This is a genomic window from Methylobacterium sp. NMS14P, assembly GCF_028583545.1.
Taxonomy (GTDB): domain Bacteria; phylum Pseudomonadota; class Alphaproteobacteria; order Rhizobiales; family Beijerinckiaceae; genus Methylobacterium.
Window position 1 is genome coordinate 4,655,859 of sequence record NZ_CP087106.1, and the last position, 14,263, is coordinate 4,670,121.

The window sequence follows — 14,263 nt, forward strand, 5'->3', positions numbered from 1 at the left end:
CCTGTGCGGCGCCCTATTCCGGCTCCGGGCGCGACAGGCCGAGATGCGCGCGCAGGGTCGTGCCCGCATACTCCGTCCGGAACAGGCCGCGCTCCTGCAGCAGCGGCACGACTTCGCGCACGAAGTCGCTGAGGCCGTCGGGGAAGAAGGGCGGCATGACGTTGAAGCCGTCGGCCGCGCCCCCCTCGAACCAGGCCTGCATGCGGTCGGCCACGTCCGCGGCGGTGCCGACGATCATGTGGTGGCCGCGCCCCGCCGCCACCCGCAGGGCGAGCTGGCGGATGGTCAGGCCCTCCCGGCGTGCCAGGGCGGTGAGAAGCTCGGCGCGGCTGCGGAGCTGGTCCGAGACCGGCAGGTCGGGCAGGGGTCCGTCGAGGTCGTAGGATGCGAGCGAGTGGCCGACGCGCTCCTCCAGGAGCGGCATCGCGCTGGCGATGGGGGTCCACTGGTCGAGCTCGATCAGCTTCGCGCTCGCCTCCGCCAGCGTGCGGCCGATCACCGGCAGGAAGCCCGGCATCACCGCCACCGTCGCCGGATCGCGCCCGAAGCCGGCGACCCGCTGCTTGAGGCTCGCGTAGAAGCTCCGGGCCTCCGCGATGTCCTGCTGGGCGGTGAACACCACGTCCGCCCGGCGCGCCGCGAGGTCCTGCCCGGGGCCGGACGAGCCGGCCTGGATCAGGATCGGATGGCCCTGCGGCGCGCGCGGGATGTTGAGCGGCCCCTTCACGCGGAAATAGCGGCCCGCATGGTCGAGGATCCGCACCTTGGCGGGGTCGGCGTAGACCCCGCGGGCCTTGTCCTTGACGAAGGCGTCGTCGTCCCAGCTGTCCCAGAGACCGCAGACCACGTCCACGAACTCCTCGGCGACCGCGTAGCGCTCGTCGTGCGCCGGGTGCTCCTTGGAGAAGTTGTTGGCGGTGCGGGCGTACGAGGTGGTGACGACGTTCCAGGCCGCCCGGCCGCCGCTGAGATGATCGAGCGACGCGAAGGCGCGGGCCACGTGGTAGGGCTCGCCGTAGGTGGTCGAGGCCGTCGCCGCGAGGCCGATCCGGTCCGTCACCATGCTGAGCGCGCTGAGCAGCGTCAGCGGCTCGAACCGGGCGATCATGGACGGGTGGGCGTCGACAGCGCTGGTGAGGCCGTCCGCCAGGAAGACCATGTCGAACTTGGCGGCCTCGGCCATCTGGGTGACGCGGCGCAGGAGGTCGAAATTCTCGCTGCCCGCCTCCGCGCTCGGGTGGCGCCAGCCCGAGACGTGGTGGCCGGCCCCCTGGAGGAACAGGCCCAGATGCATCTGGCGCGGCGCGGCGGCGGTCCGGTCGGTCGTCATGGGGCGGCTCACGGCTGGGCGAGGAGCTGGAGGAGGCGCGCGAGATCGCCGGCATCGCGCATGGTGCGGACGAGATCCGGCACCGCGCTCAGCGCGTCGGATCCCGCGGTGGCGTCCCGGAACTTGGCGTCGGCATCGTCGAGCCCGGGCAGGCCGTCGACGCGCCGCCGCGCGGTGCGGCCCTGCGCGTCGGCGATCTCCACCACCACGAACCGCGTCGCCGGATCGGCGGACAGGCGGGGCGCGGATTCGTCGTGCCGGCGCTCGACCCGCGCGGCGAGCGCCGCGAGGTCGGGGCGGACCGGGCGCGCGTCGAAGTGGTCGAGGCGCACCGCGCCGTCCACCAGGGCGGCGGCCAGGATGTATTCGGGGCTGAAGCGGGCCTCGATGCCGGTGCCCGGCGCGCGGATCACCAGGGCGGCGTCGCCCCCCGGCGGGAAGGTGATGGTCGCCCGCGCGGCGTCGCGAAACCCCTCGCGATGGAAGGCGAGGCCGGCCACCGCCACCGGATGGGCCGCCGTGCAGCAGGGGAACGCCTTCAGGGTCAGGCCAGGGCGGAGGATCTGCCAGGGCGCCCCCCAGCCCTCGCGGACGCGCTCGGGCCGCGCCTCGCCGAAGCCGTAGACCTGCAGGAAGCCGTTGGCGCCGTCGAGGCTCTCGGGGGCGCCGGACAGGCCGGCCTCGGCGAGGCGGGCCGCGATCAGGCCGTTGCGGGCGGCGAGCCCGGCATGGAGCGGCTTGGCGTCGAACCCGAACTGCAGCCGCAGCCCGGCGGCCTGCGTGGCGCCGAGACCGAGAGCGATCGCGGTCGTCTCGGCCGAGAACCCGCGCAGATGCGCGATCGCGGCGGCCGCGCCGAGGGGCCCCAGCGTCGCGGTGGCGTGGAAGCCGCGCTCGTAGTGGGTGGGACCGATGGCGCGGCCGAGATGGGCCATCGTCTCCAGGCCGACCAGGTAGGCCGCGAGGAACGCTTCGGCGGAGGGCGGCGCCTCCGGGTCGAGGGCCGCCAGGAGCGCCGGCACGATCACCGTGGTGGGATGCCCGCGCACGCTCGCGTGGACGTCGTCGTAGTCGAGCACGTGGCCGGCATAGCCGTTGAGGACGGCGGCGAGGAGCGGGTCCGCGGGCCGGGTCGAGCCGATGACCGGGGACCGGCCGGGCGTGTCGCCCATCGCGGTCCGCACGGTCACGACGGTGTGGTCCCGGCTGCCCGCGAGGGCGCAGGCGAGGAAGTCCACCAGGGCGAGGCGCGCCGCCGCCATCGCGGCGGTATCGGCGTCCGGACGGGACCCCGCGATGGAATCCGCCAGCGCGGCGGTGAGCGAGTCCGGCATCAGATGCCCTCCCGGTCCTGCACCGCGTCCCGGAATCCCTGGAAGCCGCCGATGAACTGGCGGATGCGCGGGTTGTCGGACCGGTAGAACAGCTCCGCGGGCGGCGCCTGCGCGACGATGCGGCCGTTCTCGGTGAACGCGATCGTGTCGCTGATCTCCTCGGCGAAGCGCATCTCGTGGGTGACCAAGATGCTGGTCAGCCCCTCGCGGACGAGCTCGCGGATCACGGCCAGCACCTCGCCGACCATCTCGGGATCGAGGGCCGAGGTCACCTCGTCGAACAGCACGAGCTCCGGCCGCATGGCGAGCGCGCGGGCGATGGCGACGCGCTGCTGCTGGCCGCCGGACAGCGCGCCCGGATAGGCCGATACCTTGTCGGCGAGGCGGACCCGGGCGAGGAGGTCCCGGGCGTGGCCCTCCGCCTCGTCCCGCGGCACCTTGAGGATCCGGACCGGCGCCAGGGTGATGTTCTCCAGCACCGTGAGGTGCGGGAACAGGTTGTACTGCTGGAACACGACCCCGATGCGCTTGCGCAGGGCGATCCGCTCGGCCTCGGTTCTCAGGGCGTCGACCCGCACACCCGCCACGGTGATCCGGCCCGCCTGCGGCTGTGCGAGCCCGTTGATGCAGCGCAGGATCGTGGACTTGCCCGATCCGGACGGGCCGATGATCGAGACCGCGTCGCCCTTGGCCACGGTGAGGTCGATGCCCTTGAGCACCTCGACGGCGCCGAAGGACAGGTGGACATCCTGGAGGTCCACGAGGATCGGCCGGTTTGCGGGGTCTTGAGCCATAAGGTCCGGCGGTCAGCGGCGGGCGAGGCGGCGTTCGAGCCGCCGGGTCAGACGCGAGATCGGGTAGCAGAACAGGAAGAAGGCGAGCAGCACCGTCAGGTAGATCGCGACGGTGAAGTCGTCGCGGCGCACGGCCGTGCTGGCATCGGTCGCGGCGTGGAGCAGCTCGTGGACGCCGACCAGGGAGGCGAGCGCCGTGCTCATGGTGATCGACGCGTAGAGGTTCATCCAGGGCGGCAGCGCCCGGCGCAGGCACTGGGGCAGGATGATCCAGCGCAGGGTCTGCCCCCGCGACAGGCCGATGCCCTTGGCGGCGTCCCACTGCGTCGTCGGCACGGACTGGATCGCGCCGCGCGCGATCTCGGCGACGTAGGCCGCGGCGGGAACCGCGAGGCCGAGCACCGCCTTCAGCCAGTCGGGAAACGGCAGGTAGTTGCCGGCCACCACGATCTCGAACGGGAAGATGTAGGTGGTGGCGAAGATCAGCACGAGGTGCGGGGCGTTGCGGAAGACCTGCACGTAGGCCACGGCCGGGGCGCGCACGAGCCGCGCGGCCGACAGCTCCATGGCGCCGAGGACGACGCCGCCGAGCGTCCCCAGCGTCATGGCCAGCACGCTGATCACGACGTTCATGACGAAGCCCGAGGCGAGATAGGGCAGCCAGTCCAGCAGGTCGCGGGTGAGCCGCGCGTCGAGGAGCCACCCGAGCAGGCCGGCCGCGGCGAGCCAGGGCCAGGCCGCGCGCAGGGCGAAGCGGACGGGAAGCGCGGCGGCGCTCACGCGCCGTATCCCGGCACGGCGAGGCGGCGCTCCACGAGGCGGCCGATCCGCGACACGGTCAGGTTGATGAGCCCGAAGAACAGCAGGATCACGATCATCAATTCGAGCACGTTGTCGCGCTGCGTCCAGATCATGATCGACGCGTAGGTGACCTCGTTGACGGCGATCGCCGAGCCGATGGTGGTGAGCTTCACGAGGTTGACGAGGTTGTTCACGAGCGCCGGCAGCGCCGTGCGGAGCGCCAGCGGCAGCGTCACGTAGCGCAGGATCTCCAGGCCCGAGAAGCCGGTCGCCTGGGCGGCCTCGACGAGCGGCGCCGGCACGGCCTCGATCCCGCCGCGCAGGGCCTCCGCGTGGAAGGCCGCGACGTGCAGGCCCGTCACCGCCACCACCCAGAAGACGGGGCTGAACGGGTTGTGCGCCGCGCCGCCCAGCGCCCGGGACAGGAGCATGTTCAGCGCGAAGAACGCGAACATGAGCTGGACCAGCGTCGGCGTGTTGCGCGTCAGCTCGACATAGGCCCGCACCGGCCCGGCGAGCCACGGGCGGCCGGAGGTCAGGGCCGCCGCGAAGGCGGTCCCGGCCGCGAGGCTCAGCGGGATCGCCAGGACGACGAGCAGCAGCGTCATGGCCATGCCAGCCAGCCAGGAGCGAACCTCGCCGCCGCTCAGCAGGAAGTCGTAGTGCAGCCCCAGGGTGGCCGCGCCGGCGATGAAGCGCTGCAGGACCGCGTCGATCATGCCGGCCGTGCCGCCGCCCGTGCCGCCGGCCGCGTCCGGATCACGGCATCGATCACGGCATCGATCACGGCTTGGCCTGCGCGGCGAACTTGCGCTGCTCCTCCTCCAGGAAGGTCGGGTCGACCAGCCGGTTCGCCTTGGCCATGGCCAGCATGGCCCCCGAGCCGTGCAGGTCCCGCACCGCCGCGTCGAGGGCCGCGCTCGTGTCGTGCTCGCCCTTGCGCAGCCAGATCACGGAATCGGCCGGCTCCAGCTCGGTGGGGATGACGATGGCGTAGTCCTTCCACGCGTCCGGACGGTCGGCGAGCAGGAGCTTGATCGTCGGCGCCACGTGGACCGCCACCACGCAGTTGCCGCCCTGGAGCGCCAGCATCGACTCGGGCTGGCTCGGGATCCCCTTCACCACGGCGCCGTAGGTGTCGGCCAGCGGCTGCGCGTAGTTCGAGCCCTGCGAGATGCAGACCGGCTTGCCCTTCAGGTCCGCCCAGTCGTGGATGCCGCTGTCCTTGCGGCCCAGCGCGGCGCCCCCGGCGCGGTCGTAGGGCGTCGGCACGTGGTCGAGGATCTTCGCGCGGTCCGCCGTGTACTGCATGTTGGCGATCAGGATATCGACCTTGCCCTGCTGCAGGAACTGCACGCGGTTGGGCGGCGTGACGGTCACCAGCTCGACCTTGACGCCGAGCTTGTCGGCGAGCGCCCGGGCGAGGTCGATGTTGAAGCCCTTCTCGGCGCGGGTCTGCGGGTCGATGTACCCGAACGGGGCCCCCGACAGGATGATGCCGACCGTGAGCTTCTGGCGGCCCTTGATCCGGTCGAGGGTCGCGTCCGCGCGGGCCGCCGTCCCCACGACCAGACTCAGCGACGCCAGCGCGAGCGCGCCGAGGCAGGATTTCAACGAGGGGGTGCGCGCCATGACGGCTCCGGTGCGATCAGCGAGGCGGGATTCTCCATACGGGTCGCCGGCAAGCACGGGAAGCCGGATCGATCCGCGGGGGAACCTTCCGCCCGCCGGTCCCTCGCCGCGGCGCGGCCGGTCCGTCAGGTCCGCGGCGTCCAGACCGCGTCCCGGACCTGGATCGGCCGCGGGAGGAGCCCGAGCCGATGGAACCGGTCGGCGGTCGATTGCTGCTTGGCCAGGAGCGCGTCCGTGACCGGGCCGACGCCGAACTCGGAGCGCGCGGCGACGGTCGTCTCGATCGGGTACGGGACGCCGGTCACGCTCGACAGCGCCTGCGCGACCTGATCCCGGTGGGCCTCTGCCCAGGCGGCCGAGTCCGCCAGAGCCGCCACCGTCGCCGTGACGACGCCCGGATACCGGTCGGCGAAGTCCCGGCGCGCCAGGAAGAAGTCCGACACGGCGTGGATCTGCCGCGAGGTGGTGAGGACCCGCGTGTCGTCGTGCGCCTGCGCCAGGGCGAGGTAGGGATCCCAGATCACCCAGGCGTCGACGCTGCCGTTCGTGAAGGCAGGGCCGGCGTCGGAGGGCAGCAGGTAGGCGGGCCGGATGTCGGAGAAGGCGAGGCCCGCCTTCTCCAGGGCCGTCACCAGCAGGTTGTGCGAACTGGTGCCCCGCGCCACCGCGACGGCCCGGCCCTTGAGGTCGGCGACGGTGCGGATCGGCGAGCCTGCCTTCACCACGACGGCCTCGCCGTCGCCGGACAGCACCGAGGCGCCGACATAGACGAGGTCGTTGCCGGCCGCCTGCGCGAAGATCGGCGGCGTGTCCCCGGCGAAGCCGAAATCGATGCTGCCCGCGTTGAGGGCCTCCAGCAGCGGCGGCCCGGCCTGGAACTCGACCCAGCGGACAGCGACGCCCTGCGGCGCGAGGCGCGTCTCGATGACGCCCTGCCGGCGCGCCACCACGACCACGCCGACCTTCTGGTAGCCGATCCGGAACTCCTTCGGCGCCGCGTCCCCCGCGGCCGCGCCGGTGGCGAGACCGGCCCCGAGGGCGAGGATCAGGGCCGCGGCGCGGCGTCGTGTGGTCGTCACGCGGGGATCTCCGTCGCGGGGTGGGCGGGCGCCTCGACCGGCTCGAACCGGCCGGTCACGGCTTGCGGAAGACGCAGCAGGTTGAGGATCGGGCAGACCGCCTCCACGCGGGCCTGGAGCGCCTCGATCCGCGCGGGATCCGCCTCCGACCCGATCCGGACCGCGTAGGCGAGGTCCTGCGGGTGAACCGGGATGTCGGCGAACCCCTCCGCGCCGGCCCGCGGATCGAAGGTGCCGGTCACCTCGACCTCCAGGGAGGCGATCGGCAGGTCCTGCAGCGCGGCCTGGATCAGCACGGTGTGGGCGAGGCACGAGCCCAGGACGCCGAGCTGCAGCTCGGGCGAGCCCGGCCCGAGATCGGAGCCCGCGAAGTCCGGCAGGCTGTCGGTGACGACCGCGTGCCGGCGGATGCTGATCCGGCGCGCGCCGCTGCGCCCCTCCACGGTGGCCCGCGCCGACAGCGGGACGGGCGAGACCGCGCCGCGCCGGATCCGCGCCGCGCGGTCCGCCAGCGCGCGCCTCTTGTCGTCGAGATAGGCATCGAGGGTGGACATGCGTTACGATCCGGCGCGGCAGGACATCCGGGACTTTCCCGAGACAATCCCAGGATAGCGCGCGGCCGGCAGAATGAGCTTTCGTAGTTCTCTTACCGGCGGGAAGGTCTTTCCGGGACGAGGGCTGCCGGAAGACCGAAGCGATGCCCGTGCAGACCATGCACCGCCGTCGCGGAGATCGCGGCCCGGAGGCCGGGTCGACGCGCGGGACGCCAAGAAGCGCGCCGGTGTCGACCGGGTAGCCGATGTTGGAGCTTGCGCAGCGCGTCCGGGACGGCCCAGGGCCCGTCGTAGAACCGCGCCGCGCCGGCCACGAGCAGGGTGCCCTCGCCCAGCGGGAGCGAGGCGATCGACGGGCCCCGCTCGTCGCCGAAGCTGCCGACCGTGGTCAGCGCGAGGTTCTTCGGCACGCTGTCGAGAGAGTCGATGCGACCGGGCCCGCGGAGGCGAAGGTCGCCGTCGCGCACGAAGTACGGCCCCTTGTGGAACTCAACCGCGCCGACGAGCTCGGGAATGAGGTGCAGGTGGCCGTAGCGAACGCCGCGCTGCGTGACGACGGCGTCGGCGTAGCTCTGCATCCGGGCCACCGGCCCGCGCAGGACCGCCACGTCGAGGCACGCGTCGCGGTTCCGGTGCACGTGCAGGCTGGCGATGGAGACGCCGTGCTCATGCCCCTCGCCGGTCGGCCGGCGAGCCAGGTCGCGGGTGAAGGCTCTAGACGTAGCTCAGGGCCCCGTAGCGGGCCCCCGATCCTCCGGTCTCCGCGGCGCGGGCGGCGCCAGGGCGTCGTCGATGGTGATGCGCTGCATGCCCGTCCTGCCGCTCCCGTGGCCCTCTGGTACGGGCACGCGGGGTCCGTGAACGGCAGCCGGGGCCCCGTCGTCCGGCGCGGCAGAAAAAGAGCCCCGAGGGCCGCGCCTCGAGGCTCAAGTTCTGGGTCTCGGGGACATGTCCAGCGTGCGCTTGGGATGGACCGCGCTGGAACGCCTGGGCCGAAGGATCAAGGGCGTGAAAATCGACGACACAGGCGCGACCGGCTGGCATGCCGGCCGCTCCATTCTGCACAGATACAGTCGATGCGCATCCGATATATGTCAGTCCCGAGGAAGTATTTTGAATTTATTCGTCGAACCCGGTTCAGGATACCAGTTCAATTTTATCATATCGACCCTCGATCTCCCGGTACCGGAATGCCGGGCTGGGCCTAGTCCTGCCGCGCGGGCCCCGCGATCGAGAGCCCGGCGGCCTTCGCGGGGCCGCGGGACGCTCCGCCGCGCCGCGCGAGCGTGCGGACCGCGATCAGGATGAGGGCGGCGAGGGCCAGCATCGCGCCGTCGAAGGCGAGGAAGACCGGCTCGACCGGCGCGTCCCCGCCGATGCGGTGCGCGACGAGGCGTCCGACATCCGCGGCCGCGACGGCGCCGTACAGCCCGGCCGCCGCCGTCAGCGTCTCCGGCCAGACCCGCCCGGCCGGGCGCAGGAACGCCGCCAGGGCGACGAGCAGCCAGACGGCGAAGAAGGCCCCGACCTCCCAGTCCGCCCGCGCGGGCAGCGCGGCGGGCAGGAGCCGGTTGGCCAGGAAATAGGCGGCGACGGCCGCGGGCAGGCCGGCGATCGTCGCGACGTTCAGGCCCTGGACGAGGCGCAGGCCGAAGCCCCGGGACGCCTCCCCCTTGGGCAGGCGCGCCACAGCCCAGAGCAGCAGCCCGGTCGCCACCATGGCGCTGCCGGCGACACCGCACAGGAAGAACAGCACCCGCAGGGCCGGGCCGGCGAAGTGCGCCTCGTGCAGGCCGACCATCGCGGTGAAGGTCTTGGTCGCCGGCCGCAGGCCGCCCGCGCGCACCTCCAGGACCGCGCCCGTCACGCCGTCGAAGGCGATCTGCGGGTGCTCGTGGGAGAGGCCGTGCGGCTCCTCGAACACCGCCACCACGGTGGCCCGCGCGTCCGCCGGGTTGACGACGGTGATCCGCTCCAGGGGCTCCGGCCGCATCGCCAGGGCGCGGACCACCAGCGGGCCGACCGGCGCCAGCGTGCCGGGCTGGCCGGCGGGCGGGCGCGGCGCGGTGATCTGGCCGGATTCGGCGAAGTAGCGCTGGCTGTCGCCGCGATAGGCCGTGCTCAGCCCCCAGGGGACGTACATCAGCATGAGGGTGGCGAGCCCGGTATAGGTGATCATCAGGTGGAACGGCAGGGCGAGGACGCCCGTGACGTTGTGCGCGTCGAGCCAGCCCCGCTGGGCCGACTTGTCCCGGCGGAAGGTGAAGAAGTCGGCGAAGATGCGCCGGTGCGTGACGATGCCCGAGATCAGTGCCACCAGCATGATCATCGCGCAGGCGCCGACGATCCATCGGCCCCAGAGCGGCGGCAGGTTCAGCTCGAAATGGAATCGGTAGAGGAAGTCGCCGCCCCGCGTCGCCCGCACCGCAGCCGGCGCGCCGCTGTCGGGATCCAGGAGGACGTGGCCGGGCGGGCGGCCCGGGCCCGTCCGCCAGAACAGCTCCATCACCGGCCGGTCCGGCCGCGGCAGCGCGAGGAACCACGTCCGCGCGCCGCCCGCGTGGGCCTGCAGGTAGGCGACGCCGCGCTCGGCCGCCGCCGCGAGCTCCGCCGGCCCGAAGGACCGGTCGGTGCGGAGCTCGGGCCGCATCCACTGCGAGATCTCCGGCCGGTAGTAGCTCGCCGTGCCCGTCACGAAGACGGCGAACAGCACCCAGCCGACGACGAGGCCCGACCAGGCATGGAGCCACGCCATCGACTGCCGGAAAGTCTTGCGCACGGCGACCGCCTCACCAGCGGTAGCGCAGGGTCGCGTAGACCGTGCGCGGCAGGCCGTAGTAGCAGCCCGAATAGGTGAAGCAGCCGGTCACGTAGCGCTCGTCGAGCAGGTTCTGCACGTTGATCTGGGCCGTGAGCCCCGTCAGTCGCGGGTCGAGATGCTTCATGTCGTAGGAGGCGACGGCGTCGAGCAGCACGCTCTCGGGGACCTTGAAGGTGTTGGCGGGATCGCCCCAGGATGGACCGAGATAGCGCACGCCGCCGCCGAGGCCGAGGCCGAGCAGCGGGCCATCGGTGAAGCGGTAGTCGACGAACAGGGAAGCGGTCGTGTCCGGCACCAGCACCGGCCGCAAGCCCTGGAGCGGCACCTGCCGGCGGGTGAGGTCGTTCGTGGTGAAGCCGGTGTCGCGGACGTTGCGGATGTCGAGGAGCGAGAAGCCGCCGATCAGGCTGAGGCCCTCGGCGAGGGTGGCCCGCGCCTCGAACTCGACGCCCTGCACGCCGACCTCGCCGGTCTGCACGACGAAGCCGGGATTGACCGGGTCGGTGGTGGTCGCGTTCGAGCGGCGGATGTCGAAGAACGCGGTGGTCAGCAGGATGTCGGTGCCGGGGGGCTGGTACTTGATGCCGGCCTCGTACTGGTTGCTGGCGATCGGGACGGGGATGCGCCCGGCCGAGCCGAACGCCGTGTCGAAGATCCGCCCGTTGACGATCGGCTCGAACGCCTCGCTGTAGGAGACGTACGGGGCGACGCCGCTGTCGAACAGGTAGAGCAGGCTGGCGCGGCCGGTGAAGGCCTCGGCCGGCACGTCCTGGATGGTCAGCCCGTTCGGCGCGAAGGTGCGGGTCGGGCCGGTCTGCCGGGCGGTGTCGTAGCGGCCGCCGAGCGTCAGGATGAAGCGGTCGAACTTCGCCTGATCCTGGAAGTACACGCCGGTCTGCTGCGCGTCGATCCGCGAGGTCGACGTGAAGGCGGGGAACCGGATCGGCAGGTCGTGGTCGGGGGCGAGGGCGTTCAGGCTCGTGGTTGCCGGGAACGGGCCGGTGACCGACCGCGTGCTGAAGGTCCGGTGGTCGACGCCGAGCAGCGCCGTGTGGGCGATCGGGCCGGTGTCGAAATTGGCGATGAAGTTGTTGTCCATCGTGTAGGCTTCGATGTCGACCTGAGTGCCGCCGACCGAGCGGCCGATGATCGGGCCGCTCGTGTACGGGCCGTTGACGTCGCCGAAGGTCGTGAACACGCTGCGGTAGTCACCGTTCGAGCGCAGGTAGCGACCCGCCGAGTGGAAGCGCAGGTTCTCGGTGATCCGGTGGTCGAACAGGTACTCGACGGAGGCCTGGGTGCGGTCGGAGCGCTCGATGTTGCGGTCGCCGTCGTAGAAGTTCACCGGCAGCCGGCCGAAGACGCCGTTGCCGAAGTTGCGCGGGAACACCGTGCCGACGGCCGGGAAGCCGCCGTAGAAGCCCGAGAACGGGTCGCGCTGGTAGTTGGCGATGATCGTGAGCGAGGTGTCGGCGGAGGGCCGCCACGTGAGGCTCGGGTTGATGAAGGCGCGCTCGACCTTCGTGGTCACGGCCGGCCCGTCGCCGTTCCAGCCGAGGCCGATGACCCGGTAGGCGAACTGATCGGCGAGCCCCGGGATGTCGGACGCGATCGGGCCGCCGACGTCGAAACCGCCGCGGACCTCGCTGAAGCCGCCGCCCTGGACGAAGATCTCGCCGTGGCGGACGAATTGCGGGACCTTCGAGACGAGGTTGACGAGGCCGCCCGGACCGGACTGCCCGTAGAGGACCGAGGCCGGCCCCTTGATGATGTCGACCCGCTCCAGGCGGTAGGGATCGACGCTGGGGAAGGCGTCGCGGTTCCCCGGCAGCGCCATGTTGTCGAGGAAGATCGGCGCGGTGAAGCCGCGGATGTAGAACTGCTCCAGGCGCGTCGAGCCGGCGCCGCCCCGCTGCTCGGTGGTGACGCTCGGGGTGAAGCGCAGCGCCTGGTTGATGGTCAGGGCGTTCTGGTCCTCGATCTGCTGGCGCCCGATGACCGAGACCGACTGGGCCGTCTCCAGGATGGGCGTGTCGGTCTTCGTGCCGACCGTGCTGCGGCTGGCGACGTAGCCGGGCACCGGCCCGGTCGCTCCGCCGCGCCCGTACAGATCGCTGTTCAGGCTGCGCCCGCGCCCCTCGCCCATCACGCTGAGTTCGGACAGCTCGATCTCCGTGGCGGGCGCCGGCTGGACGGGCGCGGGCTGCGCGAGCGCGGCCGTCCCGAGCGCGAGTATAGATGTCGACGATACAAACCCGATCCGGAGCAGCTTCTCCGCATGATCGAACGCGCGCGACGCGGTCCGCCCCTCAACAGATCTCGACATTACACCGACTCTAAACAAGAACTACTGGGCGAAGATTGGCGCCGATGTCCAGCTATCACGGATCCGTGAGCAGTATGTGCCCCTGACGACACATCTGCGAGAAACGTATTTTGGTATTGATCTAATGAAAATATGCGGCCGGACCGGGAGCCCGGATCCCGGCTGACCGACGACCCCTTCCTTCCGTACGGCGCCGCCGTCCCGGTCCGGAACGCCCGGGACGATCGGGCGGGGGCGCCGCCGCGGGGGCGCCGTCCTCGGCCGCGACGGGTCGGACAGTCCCGGCGGCCGGCGGCGCGGGGACAAATCGCGCGTTCCCGGCGATGAGGACCCTGCGTAAGATCGACGGCGCCGCGATCGACGCGGCCCGGCGCGGATGTCACCCCGTCGGCCCTCACACCGTTCGCCGATGACCCAGCCGATCTCCGCCGCGGCCCATGCCCGCACGATCCTGGCCGCGCACGAGCATCGTCGCCCGATCGCGCCGCTGACCGACTGGGATCCGGCCCTCGACCTGCCGGCGGCCTACCGGGTCGCCGAGGCGGTCCGGGCCCTGCGCGCCGCGCGCGGCGAGCGACCCGTCGGCTACAAGATCGGCTTCACCAACACGACCCTGTGGGAGCGCTACGGCGTCCGGGCGCCGATCTGGGGGCACGTCTACGACACGACCCTGCGCGACCGGGCCGCGCTGTCGGGGCCGGTCCCGCTCGCCGCCTTCGTCGAGCCGCGGATCGAGCCGGAGATCGTGTTCGGGCTGGCGCGCGCGCCGGAGCCCGGCATGGATGCCGCGGCGCTGATCGCCTGCCTCGACTGGGCGGCGAGCGGCTTCGAGATCGTGCAGTCGCTCTATCCCGGCTGGCGCTTCGCCGCGCCCGACACCGTCGCGGCCTTCGGCCTGCACGGGCTGCTGGTGGTGGGCGAACGGGTGCGGATCTCCCCGGACGCGCGATCGGCCTGGATCGACGACCTCGCGGGCTTCACCGTCGACCTGCTGCGGGACGGGGTCGTCGCCGACCGCGGCGGCGGCCGCTGCGTGCTCGGGACGGGGCCGCTCGCCGCTCTCTCGCACCTCGTCGATGTGCTGGCTAAGGATCCGGCGGCCCCGCCGCTCGCGGCCGGGGCTGTCGTCACCACCGGCACGCTGACGGACGCGCTTCCCGTCGCCCCCGGTCAGCTCTGGCGCACGCGGCTCGACGGGCTGCGGCTTCCCGGCATCGACCTTGCCCTGAGCTGAGAGACCCGGCACGCGTTCTCGTGCCGGGATCGTGCCGTTTCCCGGCCGGCTCCGGGACTCGGGCATTGGTGATGGTTAGCCGACATGCCAAATGCTGGACCATGCCTGGACGCCTGCGGCGACGCCACACGACCTTCCTCGTCTCCGTCACCGCGGAGGGCGGGGGCGCAACGCCCGGCGCCACGGTCTACGCGGTGATGAAGCCCAGCGCCGAGGAGGCGCTGGAGGCCGTCCGCGCCCTCGCCGGTTCGTCGGCCAGCCTCGCCATCGTGGGCAGCCTGTCCACCCGGATCGCCAAGGCGCTCAAGCTGAAGCCCGACGCGCCGCGGGTGGTCTGAGCCGCCCGGTGCCGGCCCGC

13 protein-coding genes are annotated in these 14,263 nt (G+C 72.3%); 2 read left to right on the top strand and 11 right to left on the bottom strand.

Annotated features, from left to right (window positions below):
* Nucleotides 1-13: 13 nt before the first annotated feature.
* From LOK46_RS22170 to LOK46_RS22220, 11 genes are all read right to left on the bottom strand, one after another.
* Nucleotides 14-1,330 (bottom strand): LLM class flavin-dependent oxidoreductase, encoded by a 1,317-nt coding sequence (locus LOK46_RS22170; protein ID WP_273560559.1) that lies wholly within the window; start codon nucleotides 1,328-1,330, stop codon nucleotides 14-16.
* 8 nt (nucleotides 1,331-1,338) lie between these two features.
* Nucleotides 1,339-2,664 carry an MmgE/PrpD family protein gene (locus tag LOK46_RS22175; RefSeq protein WP_273560560.1) on the bottom strand — a complete coding sequence of 442 codons (1,326 nt, stop codon included), beginning with the start codon at nucleotides 2,662-2,664 and terminating at the stop codon, nucleotides 1,339-1,341.
* A complete protein-coding gene (locus LOK46_RS22180) occupies nucleotides 2,664-3,458 on the bottom strand; it encodes an amino acid ABC transporter ATP-binding protein (protein WP_273560561.1) in 795 nt (264 codons plus the stop codon). The genes LOK46_RS22175 and LOK46_RS22180 overlap by 1 nt, the downstream gene beginning before the upstream one ends.
* Before the next feature lie 12 nt (nucleotides 3,459-3,470).
* On the bottom strand, nucleotides 3,471-4,205 hold the full coding sequence (locus LOK46_RS22185; protein WP_273564668.1) for an amino acid ABC transporter permease: 735 nt from the start codon (nucleotides 4,203-4,205) through the stop codon (nucleotides 3,471-3,473).
* 29 nt (nucleotides 4,206-4,234) lie between these two features.
* Nucleotides 4,235-4,978: an amino acid ABC transporter permease gene (locus LOK46_RS22190; RefSeq protein WP_273560562.1), complete on the bottom strand. Its 744-nt coding sequence runs from the start codon at nucleotides 4,976-4,978 to the stop codon at nucleotides 4,235-4,237.
* Between the two features lie 64 nt (nucleotides 4,979-5,042).
* Nucleotides 5,043-5,891, bottom strand: a complete 849-nt coding sequence (locus tag LOK46_RS22195; RefSeq protein ID WP_273560563.1) for a transporter substrate-binding domain-containing protein — start codon at nucleotides 5,889-5,891, stop codon at nucleotides 5,043-5,045.
* Between the two features lie 125 nt (nucleotides 5,892-6,016).
* The gene (locus LOK46_RS22200) at nucleotides 6,017-6,970 is read right to left on the bottom strand and encodes an aliphatic sulfonate ABC transporter substrate-binding protein (RefSeq protein ID WP_273560564.1); all 954 of its coding nucleotides are present in this window, start codon (nucleotides 6,968-6,970) and stop codon (nucleotides 6,017-6,019) included.
* On the bottom strand, nucleotides 6,967-7,524 hold the full coding sequence (locus tag LOK46_RS22205) for an OsmC family protein (RefSeq protein WP_273560565.1): 558 nt from the start codon (nucleotides 7,522-7,524) through the stop codon (nucleotides 6,967-6,969). The genes LOK46_RS22200 and LOK46_RS22205 overlap by 4 nt, the downstream gene beginning before the upstream one ends.
* 92 nt (nucleotides 7,525-7,616) lie before the next feature.
* Nucleotides 7,617-8,222, bottom strand: a complete 606-nt coding sequence (locus tag LOK46_RS22210) for a hypothetical protein (RefSeq protein WP_337251975.1) — start codon at nucleotides 8,220-8,222, stop codon at nucleotides 7,617-7,619.
* 506 nt (nucleotides 8,223-8,728) lie between these two features.
* Nucleotides 8,729-10,303 (bottom strand): PepSY-associated TM helix domain-containing protein, encoded by a 1,575-nt coding sequence (locus tag LOK46_RS22215; RefSeq protein ID WP_273560566.1) that lies wholly within the window; start codon nucleotides 10,301-10,303, stop codon nucleotides 8,729-8,731.
* 10 nt (nucleotides 10,304-10,313) lie between these two features.
* Entirely contained in the window at nucleotides 10,314-12,671 is a 2,358-nt protein-coding gene (locus LOK46_RS22220; RefSeq protein WP_273560567.1) for a TonB-dependent siderophore receptor, read from the bottom strand.
* Nucleotides 12,672-13,080: 409 nt separating this feature from the next.
* Here LOK46_RS22220 and LOK46_RS22225 point away from each other — a divergent pair, with 409 nt between their 5' ends.
* Together LOK46_RS22225 and LOK46_RS22230 are read left to right on the top strand one after the other, a co-directional pair.
* A complete protein-coding gene (locus LOK46_RS22225) occupies nucleotides 13,081-13,905 on the top strand; it encodes a 2-keto-4-pentenoate hydratase (protein ID WP_273560568.1) in 825 nt (274 codons plus the stop codon).
* Between the two features lie 101 nt (nucleotides 13,906-14,006).
* The gene (locus tag LOK46_RS22230; protein WP_273560569.1) at nucleotides 14,007-14,243 is read left to right on the top strand and encodes a hypothetical protein; all 237 of its coding nucleotides are present in this window, start codon (nucleotides 14,007-14,009) and stop codon (nucleotides 14,241-14,243) included.
* Nucleotides 14,244-14,263: the final 20 nt, after the last annotated feature.

Coding starts and splice junctions, on each gene's coding strand:
- LOK46_RS22170 (WP_273560559.1), bottom strand. CDS start 1,330: ATGACGACCGACCGGACCGCCGCCGCGCCGCGCCAGATGCATCTGGGC.
- LOK46_RS22175 (WP_273560560.1), bottom strand. CDS start 2,664: ATGCCGGACTCGCTCACCGCCGCGCTGGCGGATTCCATCGCGGGGTCC.
- LOK46_RS22180 (WP_273560561.1), bottom strand. CDS start 3,458: ATGGCTCAAGACCCCGCAAACCGGCCGATCCTCGTGGACCTCCAGGAT.
- LOK46_RS22190 (WP_273560562.1), bottom strand. CDS start 4,978: ATGATCGACGCGGTCCTGCAGCGCTTCATCGCCGGCGCGGCCACCCTG.
- LOK46_RS22195 (WP_273560563.1), bottom strand. CDS start 5,891: ATGGCGCGCACCCCCTCGTTGAAATCCTGCCTCGGCGCGCTCGCGCTG.
- LOK46_RS22205 (WP_273560565.1), bottom strand. CDS start 7,524: ATGTCCACCCTCGATGCCTATCTCGACGACAAGAGGCGCGCGCTGGCG.
- LOK46_RS22220 (WP_273560567.1), bottom strand. CDS start 12,671: ATGTCGAGATCTGTTGAGGGGCGGACCGCGTCGCGCGCGTTCGATCAT.
- LOK46_RS22225 (WP_273560568.1), top strand. CDS start 13,081: ATGACCCAGCCGATCTCCGCCGCGGCCCATGCCCGCACGATCCTGGCC.
- LOK46_RS22230 (WP_273560569.1), top strand. CDS start 14,007: ATGCCTGGACGCCTGCGGCGACGCCACACGACCTTCCTCGTCTCCGTC.